This window comes from Cellulomonas sp. (assembly GCF_036279715.1).
Classification (GTDB): Bacteria; Actinomycetota; Actinomycetes; order Actinomycetales; family Cellulomonadaceae; genus Cellulomonas_A.
The window spans coordinates 1-19130 of the sequence record NZ_DASUIR010000142.1; the positions used below are offsets into that span (position 1 = coordinate 1).

General features: G+C 72.6%; 16 protein-coding genes. 13 read left to right on the forward strand and 3 right to left on the reverse strand.

Going from position 1 to position 19130, the window contains the following annotated elements; genetic code table 11:
• The coding region (locus tag VFW79_RS13500; protein ID WP_414647978.1) for a hypothetical protein at positions 1 to 261 on the forward strand (261 nt) is incomplete at its 5' end.
• Positions 262 to 326: 65 nt separating this feature from the next.
• A complete protein-coding gene (locus tag VFW79_RS13505; RefSeq protein ID WP_329677811.1) occupies positions 327 to 764 on the forward strand; it encodes a GyrI-like domain-containing protein in 438 nt (145 codons plus the stop codon).
• Between the two features lie 108 nt (positions 765 to 872).
• Here the strand turns inward: VFW79_RS13505 and VFW79_RS13510 are convergent, their stop codons facing one another.
• Entirely contained in the window at positions 873 to 3830 is a 2958-nt protein-coding gene (locus VFW79_RS13510; RefSeq protein ID WP_329677812.1) for a helix-turn-helix transcriptional regulator, read from the reverse strand.
• 513 nt (positions 3831 to 4343) lie between these two features.
• On the opposite strand from VFW79_RS13510, the gene VFW79_RS13515 reads away from it, so the two are divergent.
• From VFW79_RS13515 to VFW79_RS13540, 6 genes are all read left to right on the forward strand, one after another.
• The gene (locus VFW79_RS13515) at positions 4344 to 4589 is read left to right on the forward strand and encodes a PspC domain-containing protein (protein ID WP_329677813.1); all 246 of its coding nucleotides are present in this window, start codon (positions 4344 to 4346) and stop codon (positions 4587 to 4589) included.
• A gap of 90 nt (positions 4590 to 4679) precedes the next feature.
• Positions 4680 to 5162, forward strand: a complete 483-nt coding sequence (locus tag VFW79_RS13520; protein WP_329677814.1) for an ATP-binding protein — start codon at positions 4680 to 4682, stop codon at positions 5160 to 5162.
• 138 nt (positions 5163 to 5300) lie between these two features.
• A complete protein-coding gene (locus tag VFW79_RS13525) occupies positions 5301 to 5579 on the forward strand; it encodes a hypothetical protein (RefSeq protein WP_329677815.1) in 279 nt (92 codons plus the stop codon).
• Positions 5580 to 5705: 126 nt separating this feature from the next.
• Positions 5706 to 7082 carry a chromosome partitioning protein gene (locus VFW79_RS13530; protein WP_329677816.1) on the forward strand — a complete coding sequence of 459 codons (1377 nt, stop codon included), beginning with the start codon at positions 5706 to 5708 and terminating at the stop codon, positions 7080 to 7082.
• A 160-nt stretch (positions 7083 to 7242) separates the two neighbouring features.
• Entirely contained in the window at positions 7243 to 7791 is a 549-nt protein-coding gene (locus VFW79_RS13535) for a sigma-70 family RNA polymerase sigma factor (RefSeq protein WP_329677817.1), read from the forward strand.
• Between the two features lie 68 nt (positions 7792 to 7859).
• Positions 7860 to 9413, forward strand: a complete 1554-nt coding sequence (locus VFW79_RS13540) for a hypothetical protein (RefSeq protein WP_329677818.1) — start codon at positions 7860 to 7862, stop codon at positions 9411 to 9413.
• A 114-nt stretch (positions 9414 to 9527) separates the two neighbouring features.
• Here the strand turns inward: VFW79_RS13540 and VFW79_RS13545 are convergent, their stop codons facing one another.
• A complete protein-coding gene (locus tag VFW79_RS13545; protein WP_329677819.1) occupies positions 9528 to 11219 on the reverse strand; it encodes a glycoside hydrolase family 53 protein in 1692 nt (563 codons plus the stop codon).
• A 53-nt stretch (positions 11220 to 11272) separates the two neighbouring features.
• Positions 11273 to 13390: a beta-galactosidase gene (locus VFW79_RS13550; RefSeq protein WP_329677820.1), complete on the reverse strand. Its 2118-nt coding sequence runs from the start codon at positions 13388 to 13390 to the stop codon at positions 11273 to 11275.
• 240 nt (positions 13391 to 13630) lie between these two features.
• On the opposite strand from VFW79_RS13550, the gene VFW79_RS13555 reads away from it, so the two are divergent.
• From VFW79_RS13555 to VFW79_RS13575, 5 genes are all read left to right on the forward strand, one after another.
• Positions 13631 to 14968 carry an ABC transporter substrate-binding protein gene (locus VFW79_RS13555; RefSeq protein ID WP_329677821.1) on the forward strand — a complete coding sequence of 446 codons (1338 nt, stop codon included), beginning with the start codon at positions 13631 to 13633 and terminating at the stop codon, positions 14966 to 14968.
• 102 nt (positions 14969 to 15070) lie between these two features.
• Positions 15071 to 16051: a carbohydrate ABC transporter permease gene (locus tag VFW79_RS13560; protein WP_414647980.1), complete on the forward strand. Its 981-nt coding sequence runs from the start codon at positions 15071 to 15073 to the stop codon at positions 16049 to 16051.
• Between the two features lies 1 nt (position 16052).
• Positions 16053 to 16955: a carbohydrate ABC transporter permease gene (locus VFW79_RS13565; RefSeq protein WP_329677822.1), complete on the forward strand. Its 903-nt coding sequence runs from the start codon at positions 16053 to 16055 to the stop codon at positions 16953 to 16955.
• Between the two features lie 22 nt (positions 16956 to 16977).
• Complete coding sequence (locus tag VFW79_RS13570; protein WP_329677823.1) at positions 16978 to 17994, forward strand: LacI family DNA-binding transcriptional regulator; 1017 nt, start codon at positions 16978 to 16980, stop codon at positions 17992 to 17994.
• 77 nt (positions 17995 to 18071) lie between these two features.
• The coding region (locus VFW79_RS13575) for a PEP/pyruvate-binding domain-containing protein (protein WP_329677824.1) at positions 18072 to 19130 on the forward strand (1059 nt) is incomplete at its 3' end.

Consider the following 19130-nt stretch of genomic DNA (forward strand, 5'->3'; position numbering starts at 1 on the left):
GTCGACATCACCGACCGAAGCCGCTACTTCACCCTCCTGGCGTTCCTGCACGAGCTCGACGACCCGACCGGGCAGCGCGCCGTTCTTGAGCGTCGCGTGGCCTTCCTGGAGCAGCCTTCTCGTGGGTTCTTCGTGGCCGAGCAGAAGGCGCTGCCCGGCGACAAGGCGGTGTTTCGGAACGGCATGAACCACATGGCTCGAGACATCTGGACCGCCGAGCGCGACTGGCTGCGGCGTGCCCTGATGACTCCCTCGGACTAGGGGCCCTGCGTCAGGGAGACCGATACCCTCATCGCGCGAGTCCGCCCCCACTGAGGAGACGCCCCATGAAGATCGTGCAGCTGGACGCGACCGTCGTCGTCGGGGTGCCGGTGACCGCACGCTTTGACGAGCTGAGCAGGCTGGTACCCGCGGCATGGGAGCGGCTGTTCCAACGCTGCGACGAGCTCCCTCAGCCTGAGGACGGACTCTTCGCTGAGGCGAGCTTCTCTCTCGGCGACGGTCTGTATCACGAGACGGTGGGTGTGCCGTTGAAGGGCGATGTGCGAGTCCAGGGTCCGTGGTCGCTTGCGTTGATTCCCGCGGGCAGATTCGTTGTGCACCACTTCACGGGCTCGGTCGAGAACATCGGGCTGGGCTTCCAGGAGATCTACGACTGGGCCGGCGCCGAGGGGCTTGGGCTGGGCAGCTACAAGCTCGACCTCGGGTACACGACGGGCGGATCAACCCGCCCGCACGATCTCTACATCGACATCATCGACTAGACCTCGCGCTGTCCTTCTCGGGCAGACTCCCTGTTCCCCGAGGTCGGTTCTTGCCACGGTGCCTTACCGGGACGACCGGCCGTCGTTCGCGCTGAGCCGTGGATCGGCTCAGCGCGCCTCGGTCGCGAGCAGCCCGCGACGGTGCGCGATCGCCACGGCCTCGGTGCGACCCGAGGCGCCCAGCTTGGTCAGGACGTTCGAGATGTGGACGCTCACCGTCTTGCCGCTGATGTACAGCTGCTCGCCGATCTGCCGGTTCGTCAGCCCCTGGGCCACGAGCGCGAGGACCTCCGCCTCCCGACCCGTCAGCGTGTCGACCGCAGGCGCCCGGGCGCCGGGCAGGTCGAGCCGGCCGCGTCGGGCGAGCGCGAGGATCGCTGCGGTGAGCGGGCCGGCGCCCATGGCCGTCGCGGCGGAGAGCGCGATCTGCGCGTGCGCGGTCGCGACGTCGCGGTCGCCGGCCTCGAGCAGCGCCTGCGCCCACCGCCACCGCGAGCGCGTCTCCTCGTAGCGGTAGCCGTACTCGAACGCCTCCGTCGCCTGCGCCCAGAGCGACGGGTCGTTCACGCCGAGCAGGCGGCTGTGCTCGGCGTGCGCACGAGCCAGCCAGGCGAGCCCCTCGGGTCCGAGGCGGCCGCCGCGCGGGCGGCCCTTCTCGGCCGTGGTGACGGCGCGGGACAGCAGCTCGGAGCCGAGCGCGACCTTGGCGGCGGCGCTGCGCCCGACGAGGCGGTCGACCTGGGCGCCGTCCGCCAGCGCGGAGATCGCGAGCGCGGCGATCCAGATGCCGCCGAGGAAGTAGTCGGACCACACGCGCCCGAGGTAGTCGATGAGCTCGACCGCGAGCTCGACCGCGTCGTCGAGGTCGCCCTGCCACGCGAGCGCGTCGACCGTGGCGCCGCCCGAGATGAGGGCGATCTGACCGTCGCGGTGCCACGCGGGCCGCAGCGCACGTCCCCGGGCGACCGCGTCCGTGTCGCCGCGCGCGACCGCCGCGTACAGCTCGACGCTGGTCAGCGAGGCGGCCGCGCCCTCGGGTGCCGGGTCGGCGGCGCGCCGGGGTGCCGACAGGTCGCCGTGCATGTAGCGGATGAGCTCGCCGAAGACCCGCAGCTCGACCCCGAACACGCTCCAGGTGAGCCCGGCCGCGGCGGCCCGACGCGCGCCGGCCGTCACCAGCTCGGCCGCGGCGGCGAGGTCGCCCGCGTAGTACCGGGTCGCGATGAGGTTGTACGTGCACCGCAGCTCGGTGACGATGTCGCCCGCCTCGCGGGCCCGGTCGCGGGCCTTCTCGAGGAGGTCGGCGGCGTGCTCGGCGTCGTCGACCACGAGGACCGCGAGGGTCGTCAGGGCGTCGGCCTCCGCGCCCGCCGCTGCGGCTGCGCGCGCGACCTCGATCGCGGCCGTCGCCGCACTGGCCGCCTCGTCGTCACGGTCGAGGTTGAGCGCGGCCCGGGCGTGCGTCGCGAGGGCCCAGGCCCGGTCGCCCGACGGCCGGTCGTCGCGCAGCACGGTCAGCGCCTGGGCGGTCTCCTCGAGTGCGTCGTGGACCCGCTCCTCGCCCATGAGGTGGCGTGCGAGGGCGGTCCGGAGCGGTGCCTGCCGATGCGGGTCCCCTGCGGCGGCCGTGACGGCCTCGCGGGACAGCAGCACCGCGCGCGCGACCTCCCCGGCTCGGCTCGCGGCACCCGCGGCGGCGGTCAGGACGTCGATGCGGTCCTGACCCAGCTCGTCGGCAGCGTGGGGCACCGCGTCCCACACCTGCAGCACCGTCTCGAGGTGCCGCAGCTCTTCGGCGGGGGCGAGCACCTGGGCGGCGTCGCGCGCCGCGGTGGCCGACGCGCGCAGCGCCGCGGGAAGGTCATGACCGCGCAGCGCGTGCAGCGCCAGGCGCGACGCGGGCCCGAGGCTCGGGTCGGCACTCAGCACCGCGGCGTAGCGCCGGTGCAGCGCGACCTGCTCGCCGGGCAGCAGGTCGGCGTAGACGGCCTCGGCGAGCAGGGCGTGCCGGAAGACGATCCGGCCGTCCTCGCCGACGAGGACGTGGTGGGCCACGGCGTCGCGCAGGGCCACGTCGAACCGCTCGGCGGCGTCCGGCACGGGACCGACGTGCCCGTCGGTCGACGGGTCGGTGTGATCGGCCGCGACGACGGCCCGCAGCAGCGGCTCGGACACGCGCCGCCCGGCGACCGACGCCAGCTGCGCGAGGCGCTGCACGGCCGGGTCGAGCAGCTCGAGCCGTGCTCGCAGGACGTCACCGAGCGTGCCCGGCAGCGCCTCGGTGTCGGCGCCCGCCTCGAGCAGCTCCTCCGCGAAGTACGCGTTGCCCTCGGAGCGCTCGGCGACGCGCCGCAGGGCGGGTTCGGGGAGCGGGCTGCCCAGCACCGCCGTCGTGAACGTGCGCAGCTCGTCGTCGGTGAACGGCGGCAGCTCGAGCAGCTCGACGTTGGGGTGTCGGGCCATCTCGCCGATCATCGGGCGCAACGGGTGGCGCCGGTGCATCTCGTCGGTGCGGTAGCTCGCGACGAGCAGGACGTGCTCGTCACGCATCCGGGCGACCAGGAAGCGCAGCACGTCGCGGCTTGACGAGTCGGCCCAGTGGAGGTCCTCGATGACGATCATCAGCGGCGCCCCGGGTCGGCCGGCAGCTGCCAGCGCCGCGCCGATCCCGTCGAAGAGCTGCAGGCGGTTGGCGCCGTCCTCGACGTCGACCGGCTCGTCCGCGGGAGTCGAGGGCAGGAGCCGTCCGAGCGCCGGGCGCCCCGCGACGACACGCTCCACGACGTCGCCGCCGACGGTCCACAGCTGCCCGAGGGCCTCGGCGAACGGCAGGTACGGGAGCCCGATCTCGCCGAGGTCCACGCAGTGCCCGGTGACGACCGTCGCGCCCGACCGCGCCGCGAGACCCGCGGCGCGATGCAGGAGACGAGTCTTGCCGACCCCGGCGTCGGCCCCGAGCAGGATCACGCCCGGCCTGCCGGCCGAGGCCCGTTCGAGCGCACCCATGAGCTGCGCGATCTGCCTCTCGCGCGCGACGAACGGTGTGGTCATCGCCCTGCGGGCCATGCCCCCGATTGTGGCACTGCCCACTGACGCCGTGGAGCGCGCGCGCCCGGCGAACGCTGGTCGGTCGCGTCGGGAGCGCTCCGCCGCGCCGTGACGGCGGGCTTGACGACGACGTCGACCACCCTGCCTGTGTCGTCGTAGCGCACCCACCCGGCCGGTGCCTGGCCCCGACGCGGCCGGCGCCATGCCGTGCGTGCCCGCTCGGCGCGGTAGGCGACCTCGGCATCGAGCCCCGGGCCCCACATCATGATCATGTCGTCCACTCCTTCGCGTGCGGTCCGATCTCCGCTTGACGACCACGATGCCCCGAGGCACTGACACGCGGTATCCGTCGGTCGGGCACACCTGAGGCACCCGTGGGGGGTGCTGCCACCTAAGGCACCTCAGACCCTGGGCCCGGGGCCGGTCCGGGTCGACTCAGGGTCGGATCAGGGCCCAGCCCCGATGCGCGGCGCCACGCCTGCGCGGCACGCTCGGTACGTCAGCAACCGACGTGCGAAAGAAGGACCAGCTGTGAGCACCATCCACGAGACCCTCGGCCGCGACGGCCTCATCCGGCCGATCGACGGGCGCGTGCTGGGCGGCGTCTGCGCCGGCCTCGGCCGACGCTTCGGGCTGGACCCGTGGCCCGCCCGCCTGCTGTTCATCCTGCTGCTCATGATGATCCCGGGCAGCCAGATCATCATCTACCCGATCCTGTGGATCCTGATGCCGTCGGAGTCCTCCGTCTGGCACCCCGCGCCCGTCGCGCGCCAGTAGTCGGTCAGACGAGAACCCCTGGGCGTCCGCCTGTTGATCTGGACGGCCGTTCAGGCCGCACGTTCGGCGGACGTCAGGCACAGTAGAGAGGTGGGCGATCTCCGGGACATCCGTAGCGCGGCGAGCGTGCGACGCGCCGCCGCGTCCGGTGTCCCCGCCGAGGCCAGCGCGCCGATCGATCCGGGCCTGCCGGCCGAGCTCGTGCTCGAGGCGCGGCCCGCAGCGGCCCGCGCAGCGCGCCACTGGGTGATGCGGACCGTCGCCGACGCAGGGGTCCACGGGTCGTCGAACCAGGTGATCGAGCTGCTCGCCGGTGAGATCGTCGCGAACGCCGTGGTGCACGGACCGGTGGACGGCGAGATCCGCGTGCGCGTCGTCGTCCTCGAGGACGAGGTCCGCGTGTTCGTCTCGGACGAGAGCACCGCGCGACCGTCGGTGCAGCATGCGCTGCCGACGGACCCCGGCGGCCGGGGGATGTCCCTCGTCGCGGCACTGTCGACGGCCTGGGGCGTCGAGCAGCGGGGTCCGGGCGGCAAGACCGTCTGGTTCTCCGTCGGCCCGGACGGCGACTGACGCCACCGCGGGGGCCACGGGACGACCCGACGTCGGCCGACCGGATGAAACCGCGCGCGGACGGGTGACACCGGCTTGTCACCAGGGCGTGGACTGCCGAGGAACCCCAGGTCAACGACGACATCCGGAGGTTCTCGCATGGCAGTCCAGGACAACGTGATTCCGGAGTGGCGGCTGAACCGCACGATCGACGAGCTCCGGGACAGGGCGAAGCGCACGATGATCCTCGGCGCCATGACCGTCGGCGCAGGAGCCGTCGCGAGCATCCTCACCTACGCGTCGTCGGTCCGTGATCTCGCGCTCCCCGTCGCGATCGTCGTGGTGCTCGCCGGCGGCGTCGTGCTCATGGTCGGGACGCGCAGGTGGGTCACGGCTCACGACCGCGCGGTCCAGGAGCTGAGCGCCTCAGCGGCCTGACGCGAGCGCCTCTGTGCGGTCTCGCCCCGGCGCCGACGACGCCCCCAGAAGGCGCTGACGGTGCGAGTCGGCGCGTGACGGCGTAAGTTCGAGGCGCCCTGACCGCAGACGAAGGAAACCGACCCCGTGAGTGAAACCGGTGCCCCGGCGTCGAACACCGCCTCCGCCGACCCTGCCGTGCAGGACGACACCGTCCAGGCGGTCGTGCGCGCCGACGGCTCCGCGGAGGTCGTCCTCGACGGTGCGACCCAGCACGTCGAGACCGCGAGCGTCGCCGAGGCCGGCGCCGCGATCATGGGTCTGATCGCCGAGGTCGCCGCGCGCACCGGTCGTACCGTGCCCGTCGACGTACGTGACCCCGACGGGCTCTGGTCGCTCCTGGTCCACCCCGACGGCTTCGTCGAGGAGGCGAGCGCGGCGCGCGCCGAGTCCCGCGGTCGACGCAGTCAGGACGACGGCACCGACGACACGCGCCAGGTCCCGGCCGTGCCGAGCACCAGCACCTCGAGCGCAGTGGCGCCCGCGGGCGGTCGCGCCGGGTCGAGGGTCTCCGCTCCGGCCACCGGTGCGCTCCCGACGCTCGACGACCTGCTCTCGACGCGTCGTCGGCCCTCCAGCGGGTATGCCGAGAAGGGCTGGCGCAAGCGCGTCCGGCGCGTGACGGGCGGGGCCGTGTCGCCGGGTCCCGGCCGCTCCGAGGCCGCCTACCGCGACAAGGTCGCCCGCATCCAGCGCAACTTCGACGGTCCCAAGACGATCGTCGTCGTCAACCCCAAGGGCGGCGCGCACAAGACGACAGCGACGCTCCTGCTCGCCGCGACGTTTGGCATCCACCGCGGCGGGTACACGCTCGCGTGGGACAACAACGAGACGCGGGGGACGCTCGGTTGGCGCTCGCGGCACGCCCAGCACGCGAACACGGCCGTCAACCTCGCGCAGGACCTGTCCCGGTTCGCCGATCTGCGGACCGCCCGCGTCGGCGACCTCGACGACTACGTGCGCTCGCAGGCCTCGGCGCAGTTCGACGTGCTGGCGTCCGACGAGGACGCGGCGTCGGCCGCCTCGATCGACGCGGCGGCCTTCATGGCGCTGCACCGCACGCTGTCCAGGTTCTACCGCGTGATCGTCGTCGACACGGGCAACAACATGCGCGCGTCCAACTGGCAGGCCGCGGTCTCCGTCGCCGACCAGCTGGTCATCGTCTCGACCGTGCGCGAGGACACCGCGCAGTCGGCCGCCTGGGCGATCGACGCGCTGCGCTCCGCGGGGTACGACGACCTGCTCCGGCGCGCCGTGACCGTCCTCTCGTCGCCCGAGCCGAAGGTCGACAAGCAGCTGCGCAAGCGGCTCCACGAGCACTTCGGCGCGCTGACGCGGGCCGTCCTGGACGTCCCCCACGACAAGCGCCTCATCCACGGCGGGCCCATCGAGTACTCGACGCTCGCTCCGGCGACGCGGGCGGCGTGGCTCGACGTGACAGCGACGGTCGCCGACGGGCTCTGATCGGCTCTGACGGCGTGGGCCTCGCCGGCGGGACCAGCTGGGGCGGCTGATCGGTAGGCCCGTCCACGAGATCACCGTGCGGCGCGTGCAAGATCCGCGTCGACCGGGACAGAGTGGGGTTGCAGGCCGACGTCCGTCCCGACCACCACGAGGAGCCCCCGTGCCGTCCCCGAGCGACCCGAGCGCGGACACCGCCACCCCGTCCGCCGCCCCCTCCGACGCGCCGCTCCGCGACGACGCGTGGTTCGAGGAGCTCTTCCGGACCCACGCGAGCGCGGTCTACCGGTACTTCGTGCGCCGGGCTGCCGTCGACGACGCCGAGGACCTCGCGGCCGACGTCCTCGCGGTGGCCTGGCGCCGCCGCGACGACGTCCCCGCCGGCGCGGAGCTGCCGTGGCTGTACCGGACCGCGGGCTTCGTGCTCGCGAACCATCGGCGCAAGGGTCGGCCGGTCCCGGTCGGCGACGTCCCCGAGCCGATGGACGACGACGACCCGGCCACCTACGCCCTGACGGACGAGCGCGTCCGGGAGGCGCTCGCGGCGCTGAGCCCTCGGGACCGGCGGATCCTGCTGCTCAACGCGTGGGAGGGTCTCGCGGGGGATGCGCTCGCCGCCGTGCTCGGCATCTCACGCGGGGGTGCCGACGCCGCGCTGTCGCGGGCCAGGTCGCGGCTGCGCGAGGTCTGGGCCGAGGCTCCCGACAGCTGACGGTGCAAGTCGGCGGGCGGTCATGACACAGGTGGGGTAGCAGAGCCCATCTCGCCCCGGAGGCCATCATGACCACCAACCCGCCAGTCCCCGACGACGCGTCAGTCCCCGACGAGGCGCTCGACCGCGTCCGCGCCGCCGATCCGGCCGCCACGGCCGAGCCCGACGCGACCCGGCTGCGAGCAGCGGTCGCGGACCGTGCGGCGGCTGCCGCGGTGGCCGTCGGCGACGTTCCCGGCGGCGGGGTCGTGACCGAGCTGGCGACGGCCCGCGCCGCGCGCACCGGGCGTCGCAAGGGTGCATGGATCCAGGTGGCCGCGGCCATCGTCGGGCTGTCGGTCATCGGCGGCGGCAGCTGGGCGCTCGGGCGGCTCGGTCAGGCACCCGTCGCGGCGCCGGTCTCGCTGGGCAGCGGCTCGACGGGGGGCGGAGCCGCTGCTGCGGTGGCCCCGCGGGCCGCTGCCGGCGGCGGCGCGGCCGACAGCGCTGCGGCGGGCGCCGGGACCTCGAAGCTCATGGCCCCCTGGTACGGCGGGCGGACGGTCTTCACCGGCTCCGGCCTGTCGACCGACGGCGCGACGGCGACGGCCTGGGGGTTCGATCCCGCGTCGGTGTACTCGGCGGACACCGCGGCGCACCTTGCGTCGGTGCTCGGCGTGAGCGGCACGCCGACGAAGGGCTGGGGCGCCTGGGTCGTGGGTGTCGAGGACGGCACCGGACCGACCGTGCAGCTTCAGCCGGACGGGCTCGCGAGCTTCAGCTACTACGACCCGACCCGTGACCCGTGGGCGTGCGTGAAGTCCGCCCCCGACACCCCCAGCGGTTCGGTCGAGCCCGGCGCGGCGGGCTCAGCGACGGGATCCACGGCCATCGCGCCTGCGCCTGCGGCCGAGCCGGCCATCGGTGTCGCGACCCCGGGGGCCGAGCCGACGCTCGGCACCGCGGTGCCCGAGCAGCTGAACCCGAGCTACCCGTGCGCGACGACCCCGGCTGCGCCGGCACCGACCGGCGACGCGGCGATCGCGCAGGCCCGTGACCTGATGAGCTCGCTCGGCGTGGACGCCGGCGGGTACCGGCTCGAGGTCCAGAAGGACCAGGGCCAGCCCACGGCCACCTACGTGAGCGCGAGCCAGATCCTCGACGGGCAGCTCACCGGCGTCCAGTGGAGCTTCACGCTCGTCGCGGACGGTGTGCAGTCGCTCTACGGCTCGCTCGCCCCGGTCGTCGACCTCGGCGCGTACGCGCTGATCAGTCCCGCGGACGCGGTCGCCCGGCTCGGTGACCCGCGGTTCGACTCCGGCTACGGCGGCGTGATGCCGCTCGCGACCGACTCCGCGAGGGGTGCGTCGTCTGCGGGGACGTCGTCGGGTGCAGGCAGCTCGAGCGTCGCGACGGCCGCGCCGGAACCGACCGTCCCGGCCACGCCGACCGCCGGTGAGTCGATCCCGTGGCCCGTGCAGACGGTGACGCTCACGGCGTCGCGGCTCGGCCTCGGCATGACGACGCTCGAGACGGGTGCGGTCCTCCTGCTCCCGAGCTACGAGCTGAGCAACGCCGAGGGCTCGACGTGGAGCGTCATCGCCGTGACGGACGACCGCCTGGACTTCAGCGCCAGCCGCTGACGAGCGGCGACGATCGGCCCGGCGGCGGAGGAGGGTCCGCCGCCGGGCGACAGCCCGAACTGTTCTCGCCGTCCGCCAACCCCTGCGGACGGCGAGACCGGTTCGTGTCGGGCGTCAGCGTCGGCCAGGGACCCGCGACGTGGCCCGACGGTCGGGGGCTGCTGCGTCGGGTGCGAGCTCGGCCGCGGCGGGCAGCAGACGCCCGTCGAAGTCGAACAGCGCCTGGTTCTCCCACGCGTTGCCCGACGACGGGTCGGCCGGGTCCCAGCCGTTGCCCGCGACGGACGTCCAGGCGGGCTCCCAGTACACGGTCCCGAGCCCGCGACCGCCGGGTGCGGAGGCCACGGCGTCCTGGACGGCGCGCTGCTCGGCCGCCTGCCCGGCCGGGGTCGCCGGGTAGCCCGCGACGAGCTCGGTTGGCAGGTTGATGACGTTCTCCCAGGTCGGGGTGTCGTCGGCGAGCGTGAACGGGTAGGCCGTCTCGACGACGAGCACGTCCCGGTCGTACCGCGCGGACAGCGCGCCGATCGCACCCTGCAGGTCGGCGAGGCTGCCGTGCCAGTACCCGTAGTACGAGAGCCCGATGACGTCGAACGGCACCGCGCGTGCCGTGATCTCGTCGAACCACCACGTCAGGGAGCCGATCCCGTTGTTGATGTTGGTCAGGTGCAGGATCACGCGCGTCGTGGGCGAGACCTCCCGGACCGCCTGGGCGCCCGCGGTCAGGAACGACGCGAGGTTGTCCCACTGCGCACCGGTGACCCCGTCGGACGTGTTGACGTCCCACGTCTGGCCCCACGGCCAGAGCATGCCGGGGTTGATCTCGTTGCCGACCTGCACGTAGTCGGCCGTGATCCCGGCGGCCGCGAGCGCGTCGAGCACCGTGCGGGTGTGGTCGTGGACAGCCACAGCGAGCTGCGCGGGCGTGAACCCGGCCCAGGCTGCGGGGACGGTCTGGGCGCCGGGGTCGGCCCAGCGGTCGGAGTAGTGGAAGTCGACGAGGAGCTGCATCCCGGCGGCCTTGATGCGCCGGGCGGTCGCGACGACGTGGGCGGCGTCGTTGTAGCCGTCGGCGGGGTCGACCCACACGCGCAGCCGCCCGAGGTTCATGCCCGCGTCGGCGAGGATCTGCACCGCGTCGCCGGGGGTGCCGTCGGCGGCGGCGTAGGTCGCGCCGAGGTCCTCGTTCTTGGCGAGACCGGACAGGTCTCCGCCGCGGACGTCGCGCGTGACCTGGCCGGGTTCGAGCGTGACATCGTCCACGCCCGCCCAGGCGCCGCCGGGCCCGTTCGTCGCGATCGAGACGGTGCACCGCCCGCCGACCACGTACGTCGAGACGGCGAGGCGTACCCAGGCGTCGTCCTGCTCGGTGATCGGCGTGGTCGTCGAGACGTCTGGGACGCCGCACCGGGTCAGGCCGAGCGTCGTGGCATCGAGCGCACCACCGGACTTGACCCACGCGCTGACGGTCCACCAGCCCTCGGCCAGGTGCGTCACGGTCTGGCGGGTGGTGACCTGGTAGGCCGTCTCGGCCCAGTGCGTGAGGCGGGTCGCGGAGCCGTCGTGGCCGGGCGTCTCGGTCTTCGCGGCCGTGCGGGTGCCGGTCGCGGACGTCACGGTCCAGCCGGTCAGGCCGTCCTCGAACCCGCCGTTGACCAGGGCGCCAGGGGATCCGGGAGCGCTCGCGCCCGCGGGGATCGTCACGAGCGAACCGGCGACGGTCAGCGCGGCCGTCGTGAGCAGCGCTGCGGTCGCGCGGGCTCGGCGGCGCCCGGGGGGTGGTGCCGGATGGGGGTACAGCCTCATCATCGTCCTCCTTGACGGGTGGGGCGGACGCCGGGGCCGACTGCCCCGGCGGGTCAGGGACGGGCCGTGCGCACCACCCGGACCGCTCCGGCGGCGACCTTCACGGAACCCTCGGCGCTCTCGCCGCTGAGCAGGTCGACGCCCGTCAGCGGGAGGTCGACCGCCTGGTCGCCGTGGTTGAGGACCACCGCGAAGTCGGCGTCGGCACCGTGGCGGCGCACGAGCTCGACGTCCGCGGGCAGGCCGGACGGCGCGATGCCGGCGTCGCGGTACACGGGTTCGAGCAGGCCCGCGAGCGCGTCGACGTCGAGCCGGGTCGAGACGTACCAGCCGGTGCCGGCTCCGTGCGTGTTCCGGGTCACGGCGGGTCGACCGGCGGCGGGCCCGTCGACGAACGTCCCGACGACGGCCGCGCTGTCGAGCACGAGGTCGTCGGCCCACACGTCGCCCACGAGCTCGAGTCCGGCGTGGTCCGCGGCGGGCCCCGCCGCGGCGCGGTCGAGCGCCACGTGCACGCGCTCACCGGCGCGCAGCGGGAGGAACTCCTCGACGCTCACGCCCAGGGCCTCGCGGAGCGGGGCGCCGAACCCGCCGGGGTGCACGGCGTCGTTCTCGTCGACGATCCCCGCGAAGTACGACACGAGCAGCGTGCCGCCGTCGGCCACGTACCGCGCGAGGTTCGCGCCCGAGGCAGCGGTGAGCAGGTACGACGCGGGGGCGACGACGAGGCGGTACCTCGACAGGTCGGCGTCCGGGCGCGCGAAGTCGACGGTGTGGCCGTCGCGCCACAGCCGGTCGTAGAACGCGTCGATGCGCTCGCGGTGGTCGAGGTCCTCGCTCGGACGCCACTCGAGGTCTTGCGCCCAGAACGACTCCCAGTCCCAGAGGATCGCGACGTCGGCCCGGACGCGGGAGCCGAGGACCTCGTCGAGCCGGCCGAGCTCGGCGCCGAGCGCGCACACCTCACGCCAGGTGCGGCTGCCGGTGCCGGCGTGGGGCAGCATCGCGGAGTGGAACTTCTCGGCTCCTGAGCGCGATGCGCGCCACTGGAAGAACAGGATCGCGTCGGCCCCGCGCGCGAGGTGGGCGAGGGAGTTGCGGGCCATCTCGCCGGGGCGCTTCGCGACGTTGCGCGGCTGCCAGTTGACCGCCGACGTCGAGTGCTCCATGAGGATCCACGGGCGTCCGCCCGCGACCGAGCGGGTGAGGTCCGCGGCGAGCGCGAGGCCGACGTGCCCGCGCTCGTCGGCGGCCGTGAGGTAGTGGTCGTTCGAGACGATGTCGACCTCGCGGGCCCACCGCCACAGGTCGACCGACGGGCACGCGCCGGCCATGAAGTTGGTCGTGATGGGGACGTCCGACTCCGCACGGATCGCGTCGCGCTCGCCGACGAAGCACTCGAGGAGAGCGTCGTTCGTGAACCGGGCGAAGTCGAGGCGCTGCGACGGGTTGACGATGCTGGGGGCGAGGGCCGGGACGTCGATGTGCTCCCACGCGCCGTACCGCTGACCCCAGAAGGCCGTGCCCCAGGCGGCGTTGAGCGCGTCGAGCGTGCCGTACCGGCGCTCGAGCCACGCGCGGAAGGCGGCCGCGGACACCGCGGAGTAGTCCTCGGACACGGGGGCGCCGTACTCGTTGTGCACGTGCCACAGCGCGAGCGCCGGGTGGCGGCCGTAGCGCCGGGCGAGCTCGCGGGCGATCGCGACGGACGCGCGCCGGTACTCGGGCGAGCTCGGGTTGACCATGCCGCGCGACCCGAAGCCGAGCACGGTGCCGTCCCGCGAGACGACCCGCGTGTGCGGGTAGGTGTGGAAGAACCAGGCGGGCGGGGAGGCGGTCGGGGTCGCGAGGTCGACGCGGATGCCGTGCGCATGCAGCAGGTCGATGAGCCGGTCGAGCCAGCCGAAGTCGTAGACGCCCTCGGACGGCTCGAGCAGCCCCCACGAGAAGATGCCGATGCTGACGAGGTTCACGCCGGCCTCGCGCATGAGCGCCATGTCCTGCGCCCAGACCTCCTCGGGCCACTGCTCGGGGTTGTAGTCACCGCCGTAGGAGACGTGCCCGACCCCCGTGAGCCACTGTGCTCGGGGGGAGTCGACGCCCGGCTGCGCGGTCGACGGCTCGGCAGCGCCGACGGGCCCCAGGGGCGAGCGGCGGGGATCTGCGGTCATGGTTCGGTGCTCCTCGACGGTCTGCTGCGCACTCGTGTGCGTGATGGGGGACGAGCGGTCAACTGTGCACGCTCACAGTCGCGTCACCCGTGCAACGACTAGATAACACTAGGCGACCGCGTGTTGACAAGGACCAGGCCCGTACGCTTACTGTGACCGTGCACAGGTACAGCAGCGTCCTCAGCGGCGCGCGGTGCCGCCCATCGCGACGGAGCGGTGGGTCCCCAACGAGGAGGACAGATGCGCCTGCACACAGGCACCCGGGCTGCCACCATCGTCGCTGCGACGGCACTGCTCGCGGCGGCATGCTCTGGCAGTACGAGCAGCGGCACGACGACGGACGCCGCGACGACGGCAGCCGCCGCCACCGAGAAGGTCGAGCTCAGCTTCTGGACCTGGGCCCCGAACATGGACAAGGTCGTCGAGGGCTGGAACACCACCCACCCCGACATCCACGTCACGGTCAACAAGCAGGACGGCGGCGACCCTGCCGTCACCAAGCTCCTGACGGCGGTCAAGGCCGGCAGCGGTGCGCCGGACATCATGCAGGCCGAGTACCAGAAGATCCCGACGCTCGTCTCGGCGGACGCGCTCGCCGACATCAAGGCCGACATCGACCCGGGCCTGGCCAAGCAGTTCCCCGACGGCGTCTGGAACGCGGTCACGCTCGGCGGCGACGCGGTCTACGCGGTGCCGCAGGACTCCGGCCCCATGGAGTTCTACTACCGCGCCGACGTCTTCGAGCAGCTCGGCCTGACCGTCCCCACGACCTGGGCCGAGTTCGCCGACACCGCCGCCAAGCTGCACGCGGCCGACCCGACCAAGTACCTCGGGACCTTCTCCGCGGCCGACGCCGGGTGGTTCACCGGTCTCGCGCAGCAGGCCGGTGCGTCCTGGTGGGGCATCGACGGCAACGCGTGGAGCGTGTCGATCAACGACGCGGCCACGCTCAAGGTCGCCGACTACTGGGGCGGGCTCGTCGAGTCCGGCGTCATCGACAACAAGCCGATGTACACCCCGGAGTGGAACGCCGCGCTGAACAACGGCACGCAGGTCGGCTGGCTCTCGGCCGTCTGGGCGCCCGGTGTCCTCGCGGGCAACGCCGCCGACACCGCGGGCAAGTGGAAGATGGCGCCCATGCCGCAGTGGGACGCCGCCAAGCCGTCGACCGGCAACTGGGGCGGCTCGGCCATCGCCGTGACGTCGCAGTCGAAGCACGCCAAGGAGGCCACGCAGTTCATCACGTGGCTCAACACCGACCAGAAGGCGGTCGACTCGCTGGTCAAGGAGGCCGGCATCTACCCGGCGAACATCCCCGCGCAGGCTGAGGCGCTCGCGTCGCCGCCGGCGTTCTTCTCGAACCAGCCTGACTTCTACACGCTCGCCGGCACGATCGCGCAGACGGCAGGCAGCTTCACGTTCGGACCGAACGTCAACGTCGCCTACTCGGCGTACAACGACGAGTTCGGCAAGGCGGCCGAGGCGAAGTCGAAGGCGGCGTTCACCGCGGCCGTCGAGTCGATGCAGAAGATCACCATCGAGGACCTCAAGACCTCCGGGTTCTCGGTCAAGGAGTGAGCGACGAGGGCGGTCGTCCGGTGACCCGGGCGGCCGCCCTCGCCCGCCGCCGGTCCCGGCGGCCCGTCTGACCATCCGTCCCACCTGCTCAGGGAGACTCCTGTGACCACCTCGACGGCCCCCGCCCCGGCCGCACCGCTGGGCCGCGTGCTCGCGACGGCGCCACCTCGATCCCCGCACCGGCCGGCCGGCCGGGTGCTGGCGCCGTACGGGTTCCTCGCCCCCGCCGCCGTCCTGTTCACGGCGTTCCTCGCCCTGCCGATCGGGTACGCGGCCTACCTGAGCCTGCGGACCGTCAAGGTCAGCGGCCTCGGCCTCGGCAAGGGCTCGCGGCACGAGATCTGGGCCGGGCTCGACAACTACGCCCGCTCGCTGTCCGACCCGGAGTTCCTCGGCTCGGTCGGGCGGGTCGGGATGTACGGCCTGATCGTCGTCCCGACGATGCTCGGCCTCGCGCTGCTGTTCGCGCTGCTGCTCGACTCGCGTCGCACGCGCGGCCGCAACTTCTCGCGGGTGGCGATCTTCCTGCCGTACGCGGTCCCCGCGGTCATCTCGTCGCTGCTGTGGGGGTTCCTCTACCTGCCGGCCGTGAGCCCGTTCTACTACCTGTTCCAGCACGCGGGCTGGGACGTCCCGACCATCCTGTCCTCGCGCCTCGTCATGTTCGCGGTCGCGAACATCGCGGTGTGGGGTGGCACGGGCTTCAACATGGTGGTCATCTACACCGCGCTCAAGGCGATCCCGACCGAGCTCTACGAGGCGGCCACGATCGACGGCGCGAGCGAGCTCACGATCGCGTGGCGCATCAAGATCCCGATCGTGATGCCCGCGCTCATCATGACGTTCGTCTTCTCGATGATCGCGACGCTCCAGGTGTTCGCCGAGCCGGTCACCCTCAAGCCGCTGACCAACACGATCTCGAGCACGTGGACCCCGCTGATGAAGGTGTACCGGGACGCGTTCACGCGCGACGACCTGTACTCCGCCGCGGCCACCTCGGTCGTCATCGCGGCCGCCACGTTCATCCTCTCGTTCGGGTTCCTGCGCCTCGTGCAGAACCGCGCCTTCAGCCAGGAGAAGTGACATGACGGTGATGACGGCCCCGCCGCGGGCCTCCCAGCGCGCCCCCCGGTCCGTCCGCGCGGGCAGTCGCGCCGCGGGCCGCCCGAGCGCCACGAGCACGCTGATCCTCCTGCTCGGTGCGGTGTACTGCCTCTTGCCCGTGGCCTGGGTGCTCGTCGCCTCGTCGAAGAGCGCCTCGGAGCTGTTCTCGACGTTCACGTTCGCGCCCTCGACGCACCTCGTCGAGAACATCTCGACGCTGTCGGGCTACCGCGGCGGGCTGTTCTGGCGGTGGATGGCGAACACGGCCCTGTACGCCGGCGTCGGCGGCCTCGCGTCGGTGCTCGTCTCCGGGATGGCCGGGTATGGTCTCGCGAAGTTCCGGTTCGCGGGCAAGAAGGCCATCTTCAACGTGCTCCTCGCGGGCGTCCTGGTGCCCGGCGTCGTGCTCGCGATCCCGCAGTACCTGCTGCTCGCCAAGGTCGGCCTGACCAACACGTACTGGGCCGTCCTGCTGCCGAGCATCATCAGCCCGTACGGCATCTACCTCGCGCGCATCTACGCGGCCGCGGCCGTGCCCGACGACGTCGTCGAGGCCGCCCGCACCGACGGCGCGAAGGAGGGCCGGATCTTCCGGTCCATCGCGGTGCCGATGATGCTGCCGGGGCTGGTCACGGTCTTCCTGTTCCAGTTCGTCGCGATCTGGAACAACTTCATGCTGCCGTACATCATGCTCGGCGACGACAAGCTGTTCCCGATCACCGTGGGGCTCTCGGGCCTGCTCAACCAGGGCGCGTCGCAGCCCGCGATGTACACGTCGGTCATCACGGGCGCGCTGCTGTCCGTCATCCCGCTCATCGCGCTGTTCCTGACGCTGCAGCGGTACTGGCAGGTCGACCTCGCGGCGGGTGCGGTCAAGGCCTGACGTGCGCCTAGAGTCTCGTCACGTGGAGCACCAGCAGGCCGCGCGCAAGCGCCCGACCATCCGCGACGTCGCGGCGGCGGCCGGCGTCTCGCGCGGCACCGTGTCGCGGGTCATCAACGGTGGCCACTGGGTGTCCCCGGAGGCGCTCGCGGCCGTCAACGAGGCGATCCGTGCCACCGGGTACGCCGCGAACCAGCACGCGCGCAGCCTGGCGACGGGCCGTTCGAACTCGGTCGCATTCCTGCTCACCGAGCCCCAGCACCTGCTGTTCGAGGACCCGAACTTCTCGATCCTGCTGCGCGGTGCGGCCGAGGCGCTCGGCAAGCGGGAGATGCCGCTGCTGCTCATGGTCGCGGGCACGTCGGAGGAGCGCGCGCGGATCACGGCGTACGTCACGGCGGGCCACGTCGACGGCGTGCTGCTCATCTCGTCGCACCAGGGAAACCCGATGGTCGGTGCGCTGCTGCGTGCCGGTGTCCCGACGATCTCGTGCGGCATCCCGCTGGGCTTCGAGGGGAAGGTCGGGTACGTCTCGGCCGACGACGCGGGCGGCGCGCGCATCATGACCCGGCACCTGCTCGACCTGGGCCGCACCCGCGTCGCGACCATCACGGGCCCGCTCGACACGTCGGGCGGCACCCTGCGGCTCGAGGGCTACCGTGCCGAGCTGGGCGACCGCTTCGACGAGTCGCTCGTCGCGTACGGCGACTACTCGCGCGGCTCGGGCGACCGTGCGATGCGTGAGCTGCTCGCCCGCCGCCCCGACCTCGACGCGGTGTTCGTCGCCTCGGACCTCATGGCCTCGGGTGCGCTCGTCGCGCTGGGCGAGAGCGGACGGCGCGTGCCCGACGACGTCGCGGTCGGCGGTTTCGACGACAACGGGCTCGCCGCGAACGTGCACCCGGCGCTCACGACGATGCGTCAGCCGTTCGAACGGATCAGCTCCGAGATGGTGCGCCTGCTGCTCGAGGTCATCGACGGTCAGGAGCCGGCCGCGATCACGGTACCTACGTCCCTGGTGCTTCGGGACTCGGCCTGAAACTCACCTCGTCCTGGTGAGATGAACGGTCCCACCGGACGCTGGAATGGCTGCGCCGTGCGTCCAAGAAGAGCAGCATGGGAGAGGCGACGCAGGCAACGAGGCCTGCGTCCTGTGCGGGGAGGTGCGTCACGGCTACCTACGTGTTCGACTTCAGCGAAGGCAACAAGGACCAGAAGGACCTTCTGGGCGGCAAGGGCGCGAACCTCGCCGAGATGACCAGACTGGGCCTTCCGGTGCCACCCGGTTTCACGATCACGACGGAGGCCTGTCGCAGCTACATGGCGGCCGGGACCCTGCCCGCCGAGCTGCGCGTCGAGGTGACGATGGCGCTGCGCAGGCTCGAGGACTCCGTAGGTCGGAACCTTGGCGACTTCCATGAGCCGTTGCTGGTGTCGGTGCGGTCCGGTGCCAAGTTCTCGATGCCCGGGATGATGGACACGATCCTCAACGTCGGGCTCAACGACGCCTCCGTCCAGGGCCTGGCCGAGTTCTCCCAGGACGCGCGCTTCGCGTGGGACTCCTACCGCCGCCTCATCCAGATGTTCGGCAAGACCGTCCTCGGGATCGACGGCGACCTGTTCGCCCACGCGCTCGACGCGATCAAGACGGAGCGCGGCGCGACGATCGACACGGACCTCAGCGCCAAGGACCTCGAGGAGCTCGTCGAGCAGTTCAAGGTCATCGTGCGCGACCACTCCGGACGCGACTTCCCCCAGCACCCGCGCGAGCAGCTCGACCTCGCGATCACCGCGATCTTCGAGTCGTGGAACACCGACCGCGCGCGCCTGTACCGACGTCGTGAGCGTATCTCCGACGACCTGGGCACGGCCGTGAACGTCGTGAGCATGGTGTTCGGCAACCTGGGCCCCGACTCGGGCACCGGCGTCTGCTTCACGCGCGACCCGGCGACCGGCAAGGTCGGCGACTACGGCGACTACCTGCCGAACGCCCAGGGCGAGGACGTCGTCGCGGGCATCCGCAACACGCTCTCCCTCGCGGACTTCGAGAAGCTCGACCCGGTGTCGTTCGCGGACCTGCGCCAGGCCATGCGCCGGCTCGAGACGCACTACCGCGACCTGTGCGACATCGAGTTCACGGTCGAGCGCGGCAAGCTGTGGATGCTGCAGACCCGC